General features: G+C 69.5%; 18 protein-coding genes. 11 read left to right on the forward strand and 7 right to left on the reverse strand.

All coding sequences use genetic code 11. The annotated features are described in order from the left end of the window. Positions 1-104 precede the first annotated feature (104 nt). Entirely contained in the window at positions 105-605 is a 501-nt protein-coding gene (locus tag Q0066_RS10340; RefSeq protein WP_298132609.1) for a DUF3145 domain-containing protein, read from the reverse strand. 160 nt (positions 606-765) lie between these two features. Between Q0066_RS10340 and Q0066_RS10345 the strand changes: the two genes are divergently transcribed. Both Q0066_RS10345 and Q0066_RS10350 read left to right on the forward strand, forming a co-directional pair. Further along, a complete protein-coding gene (locus tag Q0066_RS10345; RefSeq protein WP_298132610.1) occupies positions 766-1191 on the forward strand; it encodes a ChaB family protein in 426 nt (141 codons plus the stop codon). Positions 1192-1256: 65 nt separating this feature from the next. Then, complete coding sequence (locus Q0066_RS10350) at positions 1257-2033, forward strand: crotonase/enoyl-CoA hydratase family protein (protein ID WP_298132613.1); 777 nt, start codon at positions 1257-1259, stop codon at positions 2031-2033. Positions 2034-2274: 241 nt separating this feature from the next. Here Q0066_RS10350 and Q0066_RS10355 read toward each other — a convergent pair whose 3' ends face one another. From Q0066_RS10355 to Q0066_RS10370, 4 genes are read right to left on the reverse strand one after another with little or no spacing between them, the layout of a single operon-like run. After that, positions 2275-3243 carry a VWA domain-containing protein gene (locus tag Q0066_RS10355; protein ID WP_298132614.1) on the reverse strand — a complete coding sequence of 323 codons (969 nt, stop codon included), beginning with the start codon at positions 3241-3243 and terminating at the stop codon, positions 2275-2277. Next, the gene (locus Q0066_RS10360) at positions 3240-4184 is read right to left on the reverse strand and encodes a VWA domain-containing protein (RefSeq protein WP_298132687.1); all 945 of its coding nucleotides are present in this window, start codon (positions 4182-4184) and stop codon (positions 3240-3242) included. Before Q0066_RS10360 ends, Q0066_RS10355 begins: the two co-directional genes overlap by 4 nt. An 11-nt stretch (positions 4185-4195) precedes the next feature. Beyond that, positions 4196-5200, reverse strand: coding sequence for a DUF58 domain-containing protein (locus tag Q0066_RS10365; protein ID WP_298132689.1), 1005 nt, complete (start codon positions 5198-5200; stop codon positions 4196-4198). A gap of 53 nt (positions 5201-5253) precedes the next feature. Next, positions 5254-6330, reverse strand: a complete 1077-nt coding sequence (locus Q0066_RS10370; RefSeq protein ID WP_298132616.1) for a MoxR family ATPase — start codon at positions 6328-6330, stop codon at positions 5254-5256. Between the two features lie 261 nt (positions 6331-6591). Between Q0066_RS10370 and Q0066_RS10375 the strand changes: the two genes are divergently transcribed. The 3 genes from Q0066_RS10375 to Q0066_RS10385 all read left to right on the forward strand — a co-directional run bounded on the left by Q0066_RS10375 (position 6592) and on the right by Q0066_RS10385 (position 9745). Next, complete coding sequence (locus tag Q0066_RS10375) at positions 6592-7473, forward strand: hypothetical protein (RefSeq protein WP_298132618.1); 882 nt, start codon at positions 6592-6594, stop codon at positions 7471-7473. Continuing rightward, positions 7470-8264, forward strand: coding sequence for an HAD family hydrolase (locus Q0066_RS10380; protein WP_298132620.1), 795 nt, complete (start codon positions 7470-7472; stop codon positions 8262-8264). The genes Q0066_RS10375 and Q0066_RS10380 overlap by 4 nt, the downstream gene beginning before the upstream one ends. A gap of 143 nt (positions 8265-8407) precedes the next feature. After that, entirely contained in the window at positions 8408-9745 is a 1338-nt protein-coding gene (locus Q0066_RS10385; protein WP_298132622.1) for a serine hydrolase, read from the forward strand. A gap of 202 nt (positions 9746-9947) precedes the next feature. On the opposite strand, the gene Q0066_RS10390 is transcribed toward Q0066_RS10385, so the two are convergent. Together Q0066_RS10390 and Q0066_RS10395 are read right to left on the reverse strand one after the other, a co-directional pair. Next, positions 9948-10970 carry a 2-dehydropantoate 2-reductase gene (locus tag Q0066_RS10390; protein ID WP_298132624.1) on the reverse strand — a complete coding sequence of 341 codons (1023 nt, stop codon included), beginning with the start codon at positions 10968-10970 and terminating at the stop codon, positions 9948-9950. Positions 10971-11125: 155 nt separating this feature from the next. Then, entirely contained in the window at positions 11126-12124 is a 999-nt protein-coding gene (locus tag Q0066_RS10395) for an iron-siderophore ABC transporter substrate-binding protein (RefSeq protein ID WP_298132626.1), read from the reverse strand. 95 nt (positions 12125-12219) lie between these two features. On the opposite strand from Q0066_RS10395, the gene Q0066_RS10400 reads away from it, so the two are divergent. The 6 genes from Q0066_RS10400 to efeB all read left to right on the forward strand — a co-directional run bounded on the left by Q0066_RS10400 (position 12220) and on the right by efeB (position 19522). After that, positions 12220-13272 carry an iron chelate uptake ABC transporter family permease subunit gene (locus Q0066_RS10400; RefSeq protein ID WP_298132628.1) on the forward strand — a complete coding sequence of 351 codons (1053 nt, stop codon included), beginning with the start codon at positions 12220-12222 and terminating at the stop codon, positions 13270-13272. After that, entirely contained in the window at positions 13269-14327 is a 1059-nt protein-coding gene (locus tag Q0066_RS10405) for an iron chelate uptake ABC transporter family permease subunit (RefSeq protein WP_298132630.1), read from the forward strand. Before Q0066_RS10400 ends, Q0066_RS10405 begins: the two co-directional genes overlap by 4 nt. Beyond that, positions 14324-15142 (forward strand): ABC transporter ATP-binding protein, encoded by an 819-nt coding sequence (locus tag Q0066_RS10410; protein ID WP_298132631.1) that lies wholly within the window; start codon positions 14324-14326, stop codon positions 15140-15142. The genes Q0066_RS10405 and Q0066_RS10410 overlap by 4 nt, the downstream gene beginning before the upstream one ends. A gap of 151 nt (positions 15143-15293) precedes the next feature. Continuing rightward, positions 15294-16889 (forward strand): iron uptake transporter permease EfeU, encoded by a 1596-nt coding sequence (gene efeU, locus Q0066_RS10415; protein WP_298132633.1) that lies wholly within the window; start codon positions 15294-15296, stop codon positions 16887-16889. Beyond that, positions 16879-18129, forward strand: coding sequence for an iron uptake system protein EfeO (gene efeO, locus Q0066_RS10420; protein WP_298132635.1), 1251 nt, complete (start codon positions 16879-16881; stop codon positions 18127-18129). Before efeU ends, efeO begins: the two co-directional genes overlap by 11 nt. 43 nt (positions 18130-18172) lie before the next feature. Next, positions 18173-19522, forward strand: coding sequence for an iron uptake transporter deferrochelatase/peroxidase subunit (efeB, locus tag Q0066_RS10425; RefSeq protein ID WP_298132637.1), 1350 nt, complete (start codon positions 18173-18175; stop codon positions 19520-19522). Positions 19523-19613: the final 91 nt, after the last annotated feature.

Raw genomic sequence — 19613 nt, forward strand, 5'->3', positions numbered from 1 at the left:
CCCCGTCCCGTAGGGCCCTCCCTAACTATCTCTGCCCTCCCGCATGTGGGAGGGCAGAGATAGTTAGGGAGGGTTTTGTCGGGTGGACGCCCGGACGTGGGCGGTCAGACGACCTGGTGCAGCCAGCGGACGTCGGCGCCACCCTCGCCGGCCTGGCGGAAGACCTCGAGTTCGTCGTCCCAGGCGGTGCCGATCAGGTCGTTGACGGCGTCGCGCAGGTTGCGGCGGCCCAGGGCGTCCCGGGCCATGGCGGCCTTGAGCCGCTCCTCGTTGATCATGATGTCGCCGTGCAGGCCGACGGTGGCGTGGAAGACGCCGAGCGCCGGGGTGTAGGAGTACCGGACGGCCTCAGACGCCGCCGTGCCGTCCTCGGTGATCTCGAAGCGCAGCCGCTGCCAGCCCTTCAGGGCGCTGGTCAGTTTCGCCGAGGTACCAATCGGGCCGGTCCAGCAGAACTCGGCACGATAGGACGCCCGCTCAGCGGGCTGCGGCGTCCAGTCGAGATGCACGGGTACGCCGACCACGCCGCCCACGGCCCATTCGACATGCGGGCACAACGCGGACGGCGCAGAGTGGATCTGCACCACCCCATGGGTTTTCGCCATGGTCTTTCTCCTTCGCCGAGTAGCTGCCTTCCCCTGCATCACTCGGTCGTCGGAGTGGCTCTATTCTGCCTTACCGGCCACGGCGGAACCAACCGCGAGTCACCACGAATCCACCTCTTCGGGCGTGCTCGGCGACGAATCCGCGAGGCAGGGTGGAGATATGCCGAAAACCACGAAGAGCGGCAAGGTGAAGAAGTCCGACCTGCCGGGCCCCGTCCGGCGATCGTCGAAGAAGGCTCGTCGGACCTTCGCGAAGACCTACGACTCCGCGATGGAGACCTACGACGGCGACGAGGGGCGGGCCAGTGCGGCGGCCTACGCGTCGCTGAAGCACTCCTACGAGAAGGTCGGCGACCACTGGGAGCGCAAGGAGAAGCGTGGACCCTCGGACGCGCGCGCCGAGGAGGGCGGTCCCCACCCCAAGAGTGAGAGCGCGGGCGGCGTCGACGCCAACGCCACCAAGGAACACCTGCTCAACCTGGCGCGCCGGCTGGATATTCAGGGCCGCTCGACGATGACCAAGGACGAGTTGGTCGACGCGCTGCAGAAGGCGAACGACAAGGCCAACGAAGAAGCCCGCACATAGCTGATTCCGCTCGCTGCCTGTTCTTGGCCGGTGACAAACCCGCCGCGGCCCGATTGGATGACGCAATGAGCGATCGGGTGCTGGTAGAGCGACAGGGACACGTTCTGACGATCGGACTTAATCGCCCCGAGAAGCGGAATGCTGCCGATCTGGCCATGCTGCACGCATTGGCCGAGGCCTACACGGTGCTGCACACCGATGCCTCGCTGCGCGTCGGAGTCCTGCATGCCGTGGGCGAGCACTTCACCGCTGGTCTCGACCTGGCCGACGTGGCGCCCGCGATCACGTCCGGCTCAGCTGAACTGCTGCCACCCGGAATGATCGATCCCTGGGGCATCGTCACCGAACCGGTGTCCAAACCGGTCGTCGTCGCCGTGCAGGGCACCTGTCTCACCCTCGGCGTCGAACTCGCCCTCGCCGCGGACGTCGTGGTGGCCGCCGCCGGCACCCGGTTCGCCCAACTCGAGGTGGCCCGCGGGATCATGGCGTTCGGCGGCGCCACCGTGCGACTCCCCCGGCTCGGCTGGGGCGACGCCATGCGCTGGCTGCTCACCGGTGACTACTTCGATGCGGCCGCGGCGTACCGGATCGGGCTCGTTCAACAGGTCGTTGCCGACGGCGAGCAGTTCGACGCCGCGATGGCTCTCGCGGAGCGGATCGCGAGGCAGGCACCGCTCGCCGTCCAGGCCACATTGGCCAACGCGCGGCTGGCGCTCACCGACCCGCGTGGGGCGTCCGGACGGCTCCATCCGGTGGTGGCGATGCTCGCCAAGACGTCGGACGCCCGGCGGGCGATGGAGAGCTACCTGAGCGGTTCGCCGGCCAACTTCGAGGGCCGGTAGGGGTCCGAACTAGCCGTGGGCGGCGGAGATCCCGGCGTTCGCCGGGATGACGAGGGTGCGGCCGGGATGACGAGGGTGCGCCGGGGTCACGGGCTGCGCTGGGATGACGGTTATGAGGCGGCAGAGGTCTCGACAAGCTCGACCAACGGTTGTGAGGCGGCAGGGGTCTCGACAAGCTCGACCAACGGTCGCTCAGCAGGCTGACCAGCGAGATGGAACAAGCTCGACCAACGGGGCCGCGTCAGGGCCAGCGAGCGCCCAGCGAAATCACCGCGATGGCGGCGAGGATGGCGAAGCCGAAGGCGTAACCGGTGTAGATCTCGGTCACCTCCTGCTCTTCCTTCACATAACCGATGGCCTTCGCGATCGTGGCGTACACGTCCTTGAGCTCTCCGGACGAGCCGGCGGCGAACTTCTTGCCGCCGGAGATGTCGGCGACCCGCTGCAGTTCCTCGTGATTGACCGGGACGGGCTCACGGCGTCCGCCGTCGACGACGTAGCCGTCCGCGGTGCCGTAGGCGATCGTGTAGATGGGAATCTTGCGTTCCTTCGCGGCCTGCGCCGCGGTGGCCGACTTGCGTCCGATGTTGGTGAAGCCGTCGGACAACAACACGATCGCGCCGGGTGCCGGGTCGTCGGGATGATCCGGGTCGACCGGGGCCAGCACCAGGGCGTCCAGGGAGGAGAAGATGCCTTCACCGATCGCGGTGGACGGCGCGACCTGCAGCCCCTCGATCGCCCGCGAGACCAGCCCGCGGTCGGTGGTCGGAGCCACCACGATGGACGCCGAGCCCGCGAAAGCCACCAGCGCCACGTTGAACCGGGGCGGCAGCATGCCCAGGAAGTCCGTCGCCGCGGCCTTGGCGGCGTCCAGCCGGTTCGGAGCCACGTCTTCGGCGATCATCGAACGCGAGACGTCGATGGCCAGCACGATGGTGGCCCGGTCGCGCGGCACATCGACCTCGTCACTCGGCTTGGCGAACGCCACGTTGAGCGCTGCCAGCGACAAAACCGCTGCCCCGACGGCGATGTGCCGCTTCCAGGCCTGCTGTTTGGGCAGCACCTTGTTCAGGTTCGAGATGCCGGTGGTGCGGCTGCGGCTGCTCTTGCGGTGCAGCAGCACCAGGTACAGCACCACCAGGAACGGGATCAGCGCCAGCCACCACAGCCGGTCCGGTTCCATGAACGAGATCATCGGAAGCATCATCATGGCCACCTCGCCCCGAGCGACACGGCCGCGAGTGCGGCGACCACCGCGAACGCCAGGCCGTAGCCGGCCCAGGTGGCGGTGATCTCCTTCCGCACCTCTTCGTAGCCGACCTCGCTGCGGATGTTCTTATAAACCGTGTCCAGATCGCCGGCGGATTCCGCGGCGTAGGCCTGCCCGTTGGTCAGGCTGGCGATGCGCTGCAGCAACGCCTTGTCCGGCGGCACCTTCTCGCGCTTGTTGTCCAGGTCGACGTAGCCGTTCTCGGTGCCGTAGGCGATCGTGTAGATCGGCACCTTGGCCTTGCCCGCCGCTGCGGCCTCCTGGGTGGGCGACCGGCCGGCGGTGTTCTGGCCGTCGGAGAGCAGCACGATCGCGCCCGGCGGAATGGAGCCGTCCGCCGCCTTCGGAGCCGACTGCAGCGTGGACATCGCCACATTGATCGCGTCGCCGATGGCGGTGGAGTCCTGCAGGGTGAGGGCGTCGATGGCGCGGTTGATCTGCCCGCGGTCGGTCGTCGGTGGCAGCCGGGACGCCGGCGCGCCGGACAGGCTGACCAGCGCCACGTTGTAGGTGGCCGGGATCGACGCGACGAACCGCTTGGCTTCGGTCTTGGCGGCGTCCAGCCGGTTCGGCTTCACATCGGTGGCCGCCATCGACTGCGAGACGTCGAGCACCAGCACGATGGTGGCCCGCTCGCGCGGGACCCTGTCGACACCGCTCGGACGCGACCAGGCGATGGTCAGCGCCACCAGGCTGAGCAGCGACAGGGCGACCGCGAGATGCCGCCGCCACTGCGACTGCACCGGCACCACCGCACCCAGGATCGAGGTGTTGGTGAAGCGCATCCCGGTGCGGTTCCGGCGCCGGGTCAGGTAGATGTATGCGGCGACCAGCACCGGGATGAGCAGCAGCCACCACAGACGCTCCGGGTTCAGGAACATCTGATCGAGATTCACTTGCTCACCCCCTGCGGTGGTTGGTGCAACATGCCTGCCACCCGGCGGTAGGCGAGCACGAAACGGGCGATGTCCTGCACCCAGTCTCTATCGGTACGCAACTGGATGTGCGCGACCCCGGCCCGGCGCAGCGCGATCCGGATCCGTTCCCGCTGGGCGGCGGACGCCGCGTCCATCCGGGCCCGGGCGCCCGCGTCGCTGGTGTTCACGTAACGCTGGAAGTCTGTCTCGGGGTCGCGGATCAGGATGTCGCCCACGTCGGGGAACTCGATCTCGCGCTTGTCGATCACCTCGACGGCGAGCACCTGGTTGCGGATCGCCAGCCGCCGCATCGGCCGCTCCCAGTCGGGTTCGACGTTCGGGTCGAGTTCGGAATCGCCGGCCGACAGGAAGTCGGAGATCACGATCCGCATGCCGCGGCGACGCTGCAGCCGGGTGAGTTGTTCCACCCCGGCGGCCAGGGTGTACGGCCCGGTGCTGTGGTCGGGCACGATCGGCTCGTCGAGCATCCGGCGCAGCAGCCCGTACAGCGCCGTCCGGCCCGAGCGCGCAGGGAGCCGTTTGATCGCGTCCGGACGCATCACCAGGCCGCCGAACCGATCACCCATCCGCTGCGACAGGAAGCCGATGGTGGCGACGGCGGCGATGCCGAGGTCACGCTTGGTGACGCCCTCGGTGCCCCAGTTCATCGACGGGGTGACGTCGAGCAGCGCCCACACCTCGAGTTCCCGGTCGGCGATGGTGTCGCGGACGTGCGGCGTCTGGGTGCGAGCGGTCACCGCCCAGTCGATCTTGCGGACGTCGTCCTGGCCGGGCACGTAGACGCGCGCATCGTTGGTCTCCGAGCCGGGGCCGGGCATCAGGCCGCGGTGATCGCCGTGCAGGAAGCCCTCCAGCCGCCGGACGACGGTCAACTCCAGCCGGCGCAGTGCCGCCTCGGGTGCGAGTTTGTGCAGCGGCAGGGTGGCGCGGGTCGGTTCGCGCAGCACCGACTCCACCACGCCGAGGTCGTCGGCGGGTGGTTCGAACTGCATGTGCTGAGACAACGGCCTCGTCAGTTCTGGTAGCTCGGGTTGTGCCGGTGCTGTCCGTGCGCCTGGTCACGCTGCTGCTGGTTCCACACCGGGGTGGGCGGCGGCACCATGGCGACGATCCGTTCGACCACCTGGGCGGGCGCGATGTTGTCGGCCACGGCGTCGAAGCCGAGCACCAGCCGGTGCGACATGACGTCCTTGGCGACGGCCTGGACGTCGGTGGGCAGCACGTAGTCACGTCCGTGGATCAGGGCCAGCGCGCGGGCGGCCGCGACCAGGCCCAGGGTGGCGCGGGGCGAGCAGCCGATCTGGATCACCGGAGTCAGGTCGGGCATGCCGAACTCGGCCGGCGTCCGGGTCGCCAGTACCAGCCGGACGATGTACTCGGCGACCAGGTTGTGCACGAAGACGTTGGACGCCTGATCCTGCAGTTCGCGGATCTTGTCGGGGCTCAGAATGTTGGTCGGCTCGGGCGGCTGCACGCTCATCCGGCGCAGGATCTCGAACTCCTCGTTGCCGCGCGGGTACGGCACGTCGACCTTGAGCAGGAAGCGGTCGCGCTGCGCCTCGGGCAGCGGGTAGACGCCCTCGGATTCGATCGGGTTCTGGGTGGCGATCACGATGAACGGCTTCGGCACCGGGTAGGTGGTGCCGCCGATCGAGACCTGCCGCTCGGCCATCAGCTCGAGCATCGCCGACTGCACCTTGGCCGGCGCACGGTTGATCTCGTCGGCGAGGACGAAGTTCACGAACACCGGGCCGAGCGCGATGTCGAACTTCTCCTGCCGCGCCGAGTAGATCCGGGTGCCGACGATGTCGGACGGCACCAGGTCGGGGGTGAACTGGATGCGGGAGAATTCGCCGCCGACGACAGTGGCGAAGCTGCGCACGGCGAGCGTCTTGGCCACGCCCGGGACGCCCTCGAGCAGCACATGCCCCTTCGCCAGCAGGCCGACCATCAGTTGTTCGACCATGTGTTCCTGGCCGACGATCACCCGCTGCACCTGGGCGATCGCCTCACCGAGCAGGCGGGCGGCCTCGCGGGTGGCCGGATTTCCCTGCGGCTGCTGACCGGGGGCCTGGGTCGGATTGGACACGCGTGTCTCCTGCTCGCCGAATACGCCTGGGGCGGGCGCGGCCCGCCGGTTCGCAGGCCACCTTACCGGGCAGGGCTGTCACCTCTCTGTGTGCCGGGCGGGCGTCCGGAAGGTGGCTCGTGGTGCAGGGCCTCCGTGCCCTCGGAGCACTGCGCGCGGGGGCCGTCCGCCCGGGTCGAAGGGGCCCCCGGGATCGGGCAGAATGGGAGCCGTCCCGCCCCCCACACCGTCGGTTGGGCGGGTGTGATGAGATGGGAGCCGATGTCCGAGCAGCAGAACCCGGCACCCGGCGACCCGCAGTCGTCGGGCGCGGTCCCACTGACCCCGCTGCTCGCCGAGGACCCGCCCAAGGTAGGCGATTTCTGGCTGGACGCGCGGCTGGTGGTCGCGCCGTCCGGAATCGCGTTCGCCGGGCACGACGAGGCGAACACGCCGGTCATGCTGATCCTGCTGTCCGAGGGCGCGTCGAACGATGCCGCGGCCCGCGACCGGCTGGCCGGCGTGGTGAACGAGCTGCACATCGACACCGTGGTCGCCCGCGGCGGCCACGGCCAGGACGAGGGGCGCCTCGGCGGCAAGTACCGGCATGAGGACGACGATCCGGTCGACCCCGACGACGCGCCGCTGGCGCCCTGGGTCGCGCTCGCCTACGACGGCTCACCGGCGGCCATCGCCGAGGCGTCCCGGATTCTCGACGAGGTGCAACTGGCTCGACTGCCGCTGCAGGGCACGCCGGCCGGCCCCGACTACCGGCTGCACTGGATCGACCGGACCGGGCCGGGTGTCGCGCGGCTCTGGCCGCTGCCCTGGCCCGGACGCGGTGACCGCGCCGGCTGGGTGTCGATCCTGGCGTCCTGGCTGCTGATGCTGCTGCTGGCGGCGCTGGCGATCCTGATCGCGATCCTGATCTTCCAGCAGTCGCCGCAGCAGAGCCCCCCGCCGCCGGTGCCGCCGACCGGATCCCCGCCACCCCAGTCGAGTTCCCCCTCGCCGCAGTCGGGCTCACCCTCGCCGCAGTCGGGTTCCCCGTCCCCGCAGTCGGGCTCGCCGTCCCCGCAATCGGGTTCGCCCTCGCCGCAGTCTGGCTCGCCCTCGGCGTCGCGCTCCGCGGGCGGGTCTCCGACGCCCAACTCGCGACTATGACCGTTCGGCTGATCGTCACCGATCTGGACGGCACCTTCGTCGACCCGCTCGGTGAGGTGTCGGTGGTGAACCGTGAGGCGCTCACTCTCGCCGCCGATCGCGGTGTACCTGTGGTGGTCGCGACCGGCCGTCCCTCCCGGTGGCTGGACGTCCTGGACGGGCTGCCCGGCCTGTACCCCGAGGTGGTGGTGAGCAACGGCGCCGGCCGATTCGATCTGGCCACCCGGCGGCACACGGTCGTGCACGGGCTCGACCCGCAGGTGGCGCTGGAAGTCGCCGACGACCTGCGGGCCGCGATTCCGGGCACGGTGTTCGCCTTCGAGTGGGGTGAGCGGTTCGGGTGCGAGCCCGGACTGCAGCGTGAGAAGGGCGATTGGCTGACCGAGGCGCCCCTGGCGGAGCTGGCCGCGATCTCCGAACCGGTGCTGAAGCTTTGCGCGTTCCACCACGAACTGGACAGCGACGCCCTGGCCGCACGTGGTCGCTCGGTGGTCGGTGAACGGCTGACCATGACCCATTCCCACCTGGGTGACTACGGACTGCTCGAGATCAGTGCACCGGGGGTGACGAAGGCGTTCGGGCTGGCCGCGTTGTCCGCGGAGCTGGGCGTCGACCCGGCCGAGGTGGCCGCCTTCGGTGACATGCCGAACGATCTGCCGATGCTGGCCTGGGCGGGTCACGGGTACGCCATCGCCGAGGGGCATCCGAGCCTGGTCGGCGCCGGCTTCCGGCTCACCGAAGGCCCACAGGACGAGGCGGTCGGCCGGGTGATCATGCAGCTGCTGGGCTGACCCACCCCGTTGATCGAGCTTGTCGGCCACCGCTGGTTTGAGCTTGTCGACCACCGCTGGTTGAGCTTGTCGAAACCACTGCGGCAGAGGTCTCGACAAGCTCGACGAACGCGACCCAGCGAGGGAAGGAATACCCTCGGGCCATGCGGGGGAAGCGTCGGATCTGGGTCCGGGTGGTCGTCGGCCTTCTGGTGGTCGTCGTGGTCGCGGCCACGGCCGGGTACTGGTACCTGAGGCCCTTGCTGCGCACCGGCACCGGCTATGCCGCGCACAACGCATGTGCGCTGGACGTGATCGCGCACCGTCCGATGACCGAGGACCTGCCGCCCAACCCGCTGGTGCCCTATCTACGGATCGGGCAGGACGGCGGCGGCTACCGGGCATCCGTGTTGGGCGTGCTGGCCGCGCAGCAGGCGTGGGCAGTGGACGACTTCGGCTGCACGCTGGCGCCGGGGCGTCCGTCGTTCGGAGCTGCCACGCCGATCACCACGGCCGCGAATCCGTTGGCCGGACCGGCGACGCCGCGGCTCACTCCGGCGCTCGAGGCGGCCCTGGCCGGCGCCTTCGGCGACGATCTCGATCAGGACGCGCGGGAGCGACTCGGCACCCGCGGCGTCGTGGTCGTCCGGGACGGCCGGATCGTCGCGGAACGCTATGCGCCCGGCTTCACCGCCGACACCCCGCAGTTGGGCTGGTCGATGGCGAAGAGCGTGACCAGCCTGCTCACCGGCGTCCTGGTCGGCGAACGCAAGCTGGCGTTGTCGGACGACCGGCTGCGGCCCGAATGGAGCGACGACCGGGCGCGGATCACCGTCGAGGACCTGCTGCGGATGCGCAGCGGGCTCGCTTGGGACGAGACCTACGACCTGGGCACGACGATCACCGCGATGCTCTACGACCAGCCCGACATGGCGTCCTTCGTGGCCTCCCAACCGCTGGTTCACCCGGTCGGCTCAACCCAGCAGTACTCGTCGGGTTCGACCAACCTGCTGTGCAGTGTGCTGCGCGACCGCACCGGGCAAGGAGCCGACCTGCCGCGAGCCGCGTTGTTGGCATCGCTCGGCGTGTCCTCGGCGGTGTGGGAGGCGGACGCCACCGGCACGCCGGTCTGCAGCTCATACCTGTGGGCGACGCCGCGTGACTGGGCGACGATCGGCGAGTTCGCCCGTGCCGATGGTGTCTGGAACGGACGCCGGCTGCTCCCAGAGGGCTGGATGCGGCAGACCACCACCGTGGTCACTCCGCCGTCCGCGGAGGACCCGAACTACGCCGCCGGCTGGTGGACGAACCGGACGGCGTCCGGCTCGGTGATCGACCAGCGACTCCCCCGGGACGCCTACTGGGCGAGCGGTCACGACGGCCAGCGGCTGTACGTGGTGCCGTCCGAGAAGCTGGTGGTCGTCCGCCTCGGCTTCTCCCCCGCCGCCGACGACATCCGCACCGAACAACTGGTCGCCGACGTCATCAAAGTCCTCGGCTGACCCCTCTGTTGATTCGAGCTTGTCGAGATCCGTCCGAGGGTTACTACAAGCTCAGCCAGCGGTGCCTCGTTCGCACTTCCGGGGACGGTTCTCCGACGTGCGATTTTCGAACGCGGAAGAACCGTCCCTCGATCTGCGATTCTCGAACGTGCGAGAACCGTCCCCGATCTGCGAGATTCGCACGAAGGAGAACCGTCCCCGGTCAGCGGAGGCGGGTTAGTAGGGAGTCCGGGTTGTGCCGGTAGGTCTCGATGTCGGCCTCGCCGGCGGTCAGTGCTTCCAGGGTCGAGGTGAGCAGGGCGTTCACCGGGGTGGGGACGCCGACCTGGGCGCCGTACCGGGCGACGGCCCCGTTCAGGAAGGACACCTCGGTGCGGCCGCGGCCGCCGTGCAGGTCGATGTGGAAGCTGGGCATCTTGTCGCCGCGTCCCGCGCCGAGCGCCTTGGTCAGCGCCGGCTGGGCGACGAAGCGCGGCAAGCGGGTGGCTAGCGCCAGGGCGCGCACCGGCGTGCCGGGCAGGTCGACGACGCCGTGGCCGAGGGCCTTCATCACCGCCAGGCATTCCCGCAGCACCGCCACCTCGAGCCGGTAGGTGCGCTTGTCGGAGAACAGTTCGGCGACCGTGCGGTCGAGGATCGCGGACGTGGCGTTGCCGGTCAGGTTGGTCAGCAGCTTCGACCACTTCATCGCGCCGGCGTCGGCGAACAGGCGTCCGGACAGCCCGGCCTTCTCCAGCGCAGCCACCAGGGGTTCGCTCAGCCGATGACCCATCGCCACCCCGATGCCGCGATGCTTCTCCTCGACGACTTCGCCGATGCCCGGCTTGCTCACCGCGGTCGCGACGGTGCCGGCCAGCACCCGGTCGGCGCCGAGCGTCGCGGCGATCGTCGGTTCGTTGTCGACGCCGTTCTGCAGCGACAGGATGCTGGGCACCTCGTGCCCGGTGGCGACCAGTTCGTCCAGCGCGGTCTGAGTGTCGAACGACTTCAGCGCGAACACGCCGATGTCGTACGGTCCGGCGGCCAGCGCCTCGCCGGCGCTGCCGTACATCGTCACGTTGGTGACCAGGCGGGTGGCGTCCGCGGTGTGCACCTTCAACCCGCGCGAGGCGATGACTTCGGCGGTGTCGGGACGTTCGATGAAGCTGACGTCTTCGCCGGCGGCAGCCAGGCTGCCCCCGACGTAGGTGCCGATCGCGCCCGCGCCCAGGAAGAGGAACCTCATGGCAGGACTCTCCCGGGTCTGCTCGCCGCGAGCAAGCGGACGCGACGGCGTCCGACGCCAAACGCTCGCCGAACTATCCAGCGCTCGCGGAGTTCAGCGAGCGGCAAATAGTTCGGCGAGCGTTTGGGTGGGGGTGGACGCCGGCCGGCGGAGGACTACTTCAGTGCGGATTCCAGCTTGGGCACCAGGTTCTCGATGGCGTACTTGGTGGCGATGGTGGTGCCCAGGGAGTAGGCCTGAGCCAGGTCGCCGTCGATCACCACGGCGTGCCCCGCCTTGACCGCGGGCACGGCCTTCCAGGCGGCATCACCGGTCAGCTTGGAGGTTTCGATGAAGATCGGGAAGGCGACGATCACGTCGGCGTCGATGTCGTCCAGCTTCTCCGGGGAGATCTTCACCGAGAAGCCGGTGGCGTCCGGCTTCATCGCGGCGATCTTCGGGTTCTGGGTGAAGCCGAGGTTCTGCATGAAGGTGACCCGTTCGCTGCCCTCGATGTAGGCGCCCCAGCCGTCCGCGGTCTTGGTCGCGGCAGTCATCGTCTTGCCCTTCCAGTCCGGATGGGCGGACGCCGCTGCGGCAAATGCGTCGGAGACCTCCTTGAGCAGGGCCTCGCCCTTCGCCTTCTCACCCAGCGCGGTGGCAATCATCGTCACCTGCTGCTCCTGGCTGGTCAGGTAGCTGTCACCGCCGGTCGGGACGCCGATGGTCGGCGCGATCGACTTCAACCGGTCGTAGCGGGCCTGGTCGCCGGAGCTCTTCACGTCGAGGATCAGGTCGGGCTTGAGGCTGGCGATCTTCTCGAACGACGGCTCCAGAGTGCCGATGATCTCGGGCGCCGTGGTGTACATGCCCTTCGCCCACGGACCGACGCCCTCGCCGCCGAAACCGAGCCAGTCGGACGCGCCCACCGGCTGAACACCGAGCGCCAGCGCCGTCTCCGCGTCACCCCAGCCCAGGGCCACCACCCGGGTCGGCTTCGCGCTCACGGTGACATCGCCGAACTTGGTCGATATCGTCGCCGGGAACGCTTCGCCGGTGGAAGCGGCCACCGTGGGGCTGGTCGTGGGTGCAGCCGGCTGTGCGGGCGAGGAGCAGGCGGCGAGGCCGGCCAGCAGGGTCGCCGCGACAGCTGCCGCGAGTGCTCGTAGACGCATGAAGTTTCCTTCGCTCGGTCGAGTGGGACGGGCATGATCGGCGCGCCGATCACACCAGTAGGAAGTTAGGTAAGGCTAGCCTAGGATCTCCTCCCGTGACCGCTCTCCGTCCGCACCCTGGCGCCCCGCCCGCACCGGTTGGTGAGCGACGCTCCCCCGCCGTCCGTGCCGTCGGGCTGTTGGCCCTGTTTGTCGTCCTCGGCCTCGCGGTGATCGCCAGTCTCGCCGTCGGCGCGCGCGCCATTCCGCCGCTGGAGGTATTGCAGATCCTGCTCGGCCAGAACACCGGGCAGAACGCGGTGGTGGTCACCGACCTGCGCATGCCGCGCACGCTGATCGCAATCGTCGCTGGCGCCGCCCTGGGTGTCGCCGGGGCGCTCATCCAAGCCGTCACCCGCAACCCGCTGGCCGATCCGGGCATTCTCGGCGTCAATGCCGGCGCCGCCTTCGCCCTGGCCATGGGGACCGGGCTGGCCGGCATCTCCGGAGCCTTCGGCACCCTCGCCCTCGCCTACGTCGGAGCCTTCGGCGCCTCGGTGCTGGTCTACCTGATCGGCTCACTCGGACGCGGTGGCGCCAGTCCCGTCCGGCTGATCCTGGCCGGCGTCGCACTCGGCGCCGTGCTGGCCGGGATCACCCGCGCGGTCGTCCTCACCGACCGCGAACGGTTCGCGGTGATGACCTCGTGGGAATCCGGCTCCCTGCTCGACCGCGACCTCAGCCTGCTCGCCCCAGCCACGCCGTTCGTCCTCCTCGGCCTCGGCATCGCGTTGGCGATCGCGTCCTCACTGAACGCGATCGCGCTCGGTGACGATCTGGCCTCCGCACTGGGCGCCAACGTGATGCGCACCCGGATCTTCGCCGTCACCGCAGTGATGCTGCTCGCCGGGACGGCGACCGCGCTGGCCGGCCCGATCGCCTTCGTCGGGCTGATGGTGCCGCACGCCGTCCGCTGGATCGTCGGCCCGGATCAGCGCTGGATCATCGGCTATTCGGCACTGGCCGCACCGTCGCTGCTGCTGATCGCCGATGTGATCGGACGTGTCGTGCTGGATTCCGGCGAACTGCCGGCCGGCATCGTGACCGCGCTGGTAGGGGCGCCGGTGCTGATCTTCCTGGTCCGCCAGCGGAAGGCGAGCGAACTGTGACCACTCTCGTCGACGACCCGATCCGGCCCCTCAATCCGCGCGCCGGCAGCGTTCCGGTGCCGCTGATCGGTGGCTGGTCGCCCGCCCGTGGCCTGGTCGTCACCACCGTCGTGACCGTCATCGCACTCGCGCTCGCCGTCGTTGCACTCGGTCTCGGCGACCTCCCGCTGAGCCCCGGTGAGGTCGTCCAAGCCCTGTTCGCCACCGATGGCAGCTTCACCTCGACCGTGGTGCGGGACTGGCGGCTGCCCCGCGTCCTGGGCGCGCTGGTGTTCGGCAGCGCCCTTGCGGTGTCGGGCGCTGTCTTCCAGTCGCTGACCCGCAACCCGCTGGGCTCACCGGACGTGATCGGTTTCGCCACCGGCGCCTACACCGGTGCCCTGGTCGCGCTGACCGTGGTGGGAGCGGGCGCGGTGTCGGCGTCCGCGGGCGCGCTGGTCGGCGGACTGCTCACCGCGGTGGTGGTCTATCTGCTCGCCTACCGGCGCGGCATGCAGGGCTTCCGGCTGATCATCGTCGGCATCGCGGTGACCGCCATGCTGCATGCCGCCAACCTGTTCCTGCTGCTCCGGGCCCAGCAGGAGGTGGCGATGGCGGCCGCCATCTGGGGTGCGGGTTCGCTCTCCCTGCTCGGCTGGCCGACGCTGATTCCGGCGATCGTCGGCCTGCTGCTCTGCACCCCCGGCCTGCTGCTGGTGCCGGGGCTGCGGCAGCTGGAACTGGGTGACGACGCCGCCGCGGGTCACGGGGTCGCGGTCGAGCGCGTCCGGGTGGGTCTGGTGCTGTTCGCCGTCGCTCTGGTGGCCATCGTGACCGCCAGCACCGGTCCGATCGCCTTCGTCGCGCTCGCCGCGCCACAGGTGGCCCGCCGGCTGGCCCGCAGCGCCGGGATTCCGCTGGTGTCGTCCGCCGCGGTCGGTGCGCTGTTGATGCTCGGCGCCGACCTGATCGCCCAACACGTCCTGCCGGTCGACGTACCGGTGGGCATCGTCACCGTCGTGCTCGGCGGCGTCTATCTGCTGACATTGCTGGTCCAGGAAGCGAGGAACCGATGAGCACCCTGCCCACTCCGGAGCCGTTGCGGGCACCCCGGCTCCGCGCCGAGAACGTCACGCTGCGCTACGACCAGCGGGTGGTGAGCACCGAGTTGAGCGTGGACATCCCCGACCAGGAGTTCACCGTGATCATCGGGCCCAACGCCTGCGGCAAGAGCACCCTGCTGCGATCCCTGTCCCGGTTGCTGCGCCCGGCGAACGGCCGGGTCACCCTGGACGGCCAGAGCCTCGACACTTACAAGCCCAAGGAATTCGCCCGTCAGGTGGGTCTGCTGCCCCAGTCCTCGATCGCCCCCGAGGGGATCACCGTGGTCGACCTGGTCAGCCGCGGCCGATTCCCGTACCAGAAGCTGGTCCGGCAATGGACGCCGGCCGATGAAGAGGCGGTGCGCGGAGCGATGACCGCCACCAACGTCGCCCAGCTCGCCACCCGTGAGGTCGCCGAACTGTCCGGCGGCCAGCGGCAGCGGGTGTGGGCCGCGATGGCGATCGCCCAGCAGACCCCGGTGCTGCTGCTCGACGAGCCCACCACCTATCTCGACCTCACCCACCAGATCGAGATGCTCGACCTGTTCGCCCGGCTGCACCGTGACGGCACCACGATCGTGGCCGTGCTGCACGACCTCAATCAGGCCGCTCGCTACGCCAGTCACCTGATCGTGATGAAGGCCGGACGGCTGATCGCAGCCGGCCCGCCCGCGCAGGTGCTGACCGTCGACCTGGTCCGTGAGGTGTTCGAGCTGAACTGCCTGGTGATCGACGACCCGGCGTCCGGCACCCCGATGGTGGTGCCGACCGACGGCCGCTGGCGGTGAGCTCGATCACCTCATCCCGAATGCGGAACGGCGCTCGGGGCCGGTTCACCCGTACTACGCTGCCTTAGGTTAGGCAAAGCTAACCACCGTCACCAGACCTGGGGATTCCGGGCCATGAACGGCTCATCGGACGAACTCGCGGACGGCAAACGTGCTGGCTACCTTCATCATCGGTTTGCGTGAGGGGCTCGAAGCAGCCCTGATCGTCGGCATCATCGCCGCCTTCCTGCGCCGCAACGGACGCTCCCTGACGCCGATGATGATCGGCGTCGGCGCGGCCATCCTGCTCAGCCTCGGCGTGGGTGTCGGGCTGCGCATGGTCGAGACGAGCCTGCCGCAGGCCGCCCAGGAGGGCATGGAGGCGGTCATCGGCGTCATCGCCATCGTCTTCGTCACCGGCATGTTGCTGTGGATGAACAGCAACGCGGGCGGCCTCAAGCGGCATCTGGAAAGCTCCGCGACGGAGGCGCTCGGCGCAGGTACCGGACGTGCCCTGGTGGTGATGGCGTTCCTGGCGGTGCTGAAAGAGGGCTTCGAGACCTCCGTCTTCCTGCTGGCCACCTTTTCGGCGTCCACCAACGCGGGGCTGGCCGCCACCGGCGCGATCCTCGGCATCCTGACCGCAGCGGTCATCGGCTACGGCCTCTACACCGGCGGCATGCGGCTCAACCTCGGCCGCTTCTTCCGGTTCACCAGCATCTTCCTGCTGCTGGTCGCCGCCGGACTGGTGGTCAGCACCCTGGGCAAGATGCACGGCGCCGGCTGGATCGACGCCGGCCAGGCTCCCACCGTCGACCTGTCCTGGCTGGCTCCCCCGGGGTCCGTCCAGGGCGCGTTGTTCACCGGCGTGCTGGGCATTCCGCCGGACCCGCGGGTGATCCAGGTGGTCGGCTGGTTCGGCTACGTCATCCCGATGGCGATCTACGTCTATTGGCCGAAGAAGTGGCGTCCGGACGCCTTCGGCGCCGTGCGGCTGCGGTTCGGCATCGCCGGAGCGCTCGCCGTCGCCGCCGTGGCGCTGTTCCTCGCCATCGGCCCGGCGCAGATTCCCAGCCTCGGCGCTGCGACGCTGGTCGACTCCAGCGGCCAGACCGCCGGGAGCGTCCGAGTCGAGGGCGACCGGGTGACCGTCACCGTGGGGGCGAGCGAGTCGACCATGCCGCTCACCGATGGGGTGGCCGGCCCGCACCGCACCGTCCCGGACGCCGTCGCCTATCGGCAGGCGATGGACCCCACCGGGGTCGGGGCACTGCCGTCCACACTGACCCTTGATGACCTGGCCGCGCTCAACGGCGGCCGGCTGCCCCTAGGCATCAATCCCGTCGTCGCCAAAGGACCGTTCAACGTGAACTGGGCGCACGGTGGCGAGCGACAACTGTGGCTGGTGGCCGGCGAGGTGCTGGACTTCACCCAGACCGACACCACGACCGCGACGCTCAGCGGCGGCGGACTGGCCAACCCGCGCACACTCACCCTGTCCGGAACGTTGCCCAACGGCACCCAACTGGGTTCCGGGTCTTTGAGCGTCGACGCTGCCCGCGTCCAAGTCGCCGAGCAGGCCGCCCTCACCCTGCGCACCCAGGGCGTCGAGCGCACCTTCTGGGGACGCGTGTTCCCGGCCCTGCTGCTGCTCGCGGCCCTCATCACCGTGATCCTGGCCGAGCGCTCACGCCGCCGGCTGCCTCAGCCCGACCACGCGGTCGCGGCATCCGAATCCGAATCAAGGAGGAATCTCAATGTCTCATAGAACCCACGCCGCGGCGGGGCTGGGCGCCGTCCTGGCCCTGGCCGCCGGGCTGAGCGGATGTGCCGGCAGCACGCCGGCCGCCTCGACCAGCGCGACGGCGTCCGCCCCGGCCGACGGTTCCGCACCGGTGGTGGACGGGGTCGCCCAAGTGAAAGTGACGCTGACCGGCGGCGAGGACGGCGATAAGTGCACCGCCGATTTCGGCTCGGCGCCCGCGGGCCCGGTCACCTTCACCGTCGAGAACGTCAGCTCGACCGCGATCACCGAGGTCGAGATCCAGAGCGAACTGAAGATCCTCGGCGAGAAGGAGAATCTCGCTCCCGGGCTGCCGCCGTCGCCCTTCACCATCACGATGAACGGCGGCCAGTACACGCTGTACTGCCTCGGCGCGACTCCACAGACGCAGCCCTTCACGGTGACCGGCGAGGCCGCCGCGGCGCCGACCGGCAGCACCGCGACGCTGCTGAACCAGGGAACCAAGGACTACGGCACCTGGGTCGGCACCCAGGCCGACGGGCTGAAGGCGGCCGTTGCCGACCTGAAGGCCGCCGTCGACTCCGGTGACGTGGCCAAGGCGCAGGCCGCCTACCTGGCCGCTCGTCCGTTCTACGAGAAGATCGAGTCCGACGTCGAGGGCTTCGTGATGCCCGGCTTCAAGGTCGACGACAACAAGGGCAACCTCGACTACCTGATCGACATGCGGGCCTCCAACCTGGACGAGAAGGTCGGCTGGTCGGGCTTCCACGCCGTCGAGCGCGACCTGTGGAAGGCCGGCAAGATCAGCGACGGCACCAAGAAGTACGCCGCCGACCTGGACACCAACGTCGGCAAGCTCGTCGACGTGGTGAAGACCCTCGAGTTCAAGCCCGAGGACCTCGCCAACGGCGCCGCGGCGCTGCTCGAAGAGGTGCAGTCGGGCAAGATCACCGGCGAGGAGGAGGCCTTCAGCCACACCGACCTGGTCGATTTCCACTCCAACATGGAGGGTGCCCGGCAGGCGTTCGCCTACCTGCAGCCGGGGCTGGAGAAGATCGACCCCGACCTGATGAACCAGGTCGTCACCCAGTTCGGTAACGTGGACGACGCCTTGGCCGAGCTGCGCGACAAGACGGCGCCCGGAGGGTATCTGCCCTGGACGGCGGCGAATCGCGAGAAGCACCGCAAGGAGTTGAGCCAGGCCGTGCTCGCCCTGCAGCAGCCGATGCAGAAGATCGCCGAGAAGGTCGCCACCGCCAAGTGAGCGACAGCGGCTGCGGCGGCCCGGGCGGAACGGAGCGGAGACCATGACTGAGGAATCGAATCTCGATCCTTCGGGTTTCGCCGCCGGCTCCCCCGGGCCGTCGCCCGCCCCGTCCGACCCCGCACCCGCCGGCGGGGTGTCGCGCCGGCGGCTGATCGCCGGCGGTGCCGCGACGGCCGCAGGTGGGGCCGTCGTCGGCGCGGGAGTCACCGCCGCGTTCATGGGCGGCAACGCGCGTGCCGCCGGTGCGACGCCATCGGCGTCGGCGTCCGACGTCACCGATTCGGTCGACCTGACCCGGCGCGTGCCGTTCTACGACCAGCCGAATCAGGCCGGAATCCGGACGCCGCCGCAGCGACACGCGGTGTTCATGACCTTCAACCTGAACCGGGGTGCGACCCGGCAGGATCTCCAGGTGCTGCTGGCCCGGTGGAGCGCGGCGATCGCGCAGCTCACCCAGGGCAAGGCGATCGGCACCATCGAACCCGAACGCCCGGACGCCGTCGCGACCGACACCGGTGAGGCGCATGGGCTGGCGCCGGCGTCCCTCACGGTCACCGTCGGCCTCGGCCCCGGTGTCTTCGACAAGCGCTTCGACCTGGCACACAAGCGGCCGGCGCTGCTCAAGGACCTGCCCCGAATTCCCGGTGACGTGCTGCAGCCCGAACTCTCCGGCGGCGACCTGTCCCTGCAGGCCTGCGCCGACGACCCGCAGGTGGCCTATCACGCCATCCGCAACCTGGCGCGCATGGTGACCACCACGGCACACACCCATTGGGTGGTGATGGGTTTCGGACGGGCCAGCGCCGGCCCCGGGCAGGAAACCCCACGGAACCTGATGGGGTTCAAGGACGGCACCCGCAATGTGGTGAGCGACGCCGACTACGACCAGTACGTCTGGTTGAAGGACGCCGACTGGATGACCGGCGGCACCTACCAGGTGGTCCGCAAGATCGCGATGACCATCGAGACCTGGGATTTCGACAGAATCTCGGATCAGCAGCGGATCTTCGGCCGCACCAAGGACGAGGGCGCCCCGCTCACCGGCGAGCGGGAGTTCGACACCCCCGACTTCGCGAAGCAGGTCGAGGGTGCCCAGGTGATCGACCCCACCTCACACATCGCCCTGGCCGCACCCGAGAACAACAGCGGCGTGAAGATCCTGCGCCGCGGCTACAACTACACCGACGGGCTCAACAATCAGGGCCTGCTGGACGCCGGCCTGCTGTTCATCAGCTACCAGAACGACCCGCAGCATTTCGTCGACCTGCAGAACAAGCTGGGTCGTTTCGATCTGTTGAACGAGTACATCCGGCACATCGGTTCAGCGGTGTTCGCAGTCCCTCCGGGTCCGGCAACCGGTAGTTACATCGGCAAAGCGCTGTTCGACTGAACCTCGGCGGAGATCCCGGCGTCCGCAGGGATGACGGGGCGAGAGTCCATCCGACGTCATCGCGGGCTTGCCCCGGGATCTCCGACCTGCA

It is taken from the genome of Micropruina sp. (genome assembly GCF_027492755.1).
In the GTDB taxonomy this organism is placed as follows: domain Bacteria; phylum Actinomycetota; class Actinomycetes; order Propionibacteriales; family Propionibacteriaceae; genus Micropruina.

Bases quoted from the DNA above. Each gene is read 5' to 3' on its own strand.
- Q0066_RS10345 (WP_298132610.1), top strand. From the start codon at position 766: ATGCCGAAAACCACGAAGAGCGGCAAGGTGAAGAAGTCCGACCTGCCG.
- Q0066_RS10410 (WP_298132631.1), top strand. From the start codon at position 14,324: ATGAGCACCCTGCCCACTCCGGAGCCGTTGCGGGCACCCCGGCTCCGC.
- Q0066_RS10395 (WP_298132626.1), bottom strand. From the start codon at position 12,124: ATGCGTCTACGAGCACTCGCGGCAGCTGTCGCGGCGACCCTGCTGGCC.
- Q0066_RS10385 (WP_298132622.1), top strand. From the start codon at position 8,408: ATGCGGGGGAAGCGTCGGATCTGGGTCCGGGTGGTCGTCGGCCTTCTG.
- efeB (WP_298132637.1), top strand. From the start codon at position 18,173: ATGACTGAGGAATCGAATCTCGATCCTTCGGGTTTCGCCGCCGGCTCC.
- Q0066_RS10375 (WP_298132618.1), top strand. From the start codon at position 6,592: ATGTCCGAGCAGCAGAACCCGGCACCCGGCGACCCGCAGTCGTCGGGC.
- Q0066_RS10380 (WP_298132620.1), top strand. From the start codon at position 7,470: ATGACCGTTCGGCTGATCGTCACCGATCTGGACGGCACCTTCGTCGAC.
- Q0066_RS10350 (WP_298132613.1), top strand. From the start codon at position 1,257: ATGAGCGATCGGGTGCTGGTAGAGCGACAGGGACACGTTCTGACGATC.
- Q0066_RS10360 (WP_298132687.1), bottom strand. From the start codon at position 4,184: ATGTTCCTGAACCCGGAGCGTCTGTGGTGGCTGCTGCTCATCCCGGTG.
- efeO (WP_298132635.1), top strand. From the start codon at position 16,879: ATGTCTCATAGAACCCACGCCGCGGCGGGGCTGGGCGCCGTCCTGGCC.
- Q0066_RS10355 (WP_298132614.1), bottom strand. From the start codon at position 3,243: ATGATGATGCTTCCGATGATCTCGTTCATGGAACCGGACCGGCTGTGG.
- Q0066_RS10340 (WP_298132609.1), bottom strand. From the start codon at position 605: ATGGCGAAAACCCATGGGGTGGTGCAGATCCACTCTGCGCCGTCCGCG.
- Q0066_RS10390 (WP_298132624.1), bottom strand. From the start codon at position 10,970: ATGAGGTTCCTCTTCCTGGGCGCGGGCGCGATCGGCACCTACGTCGGG.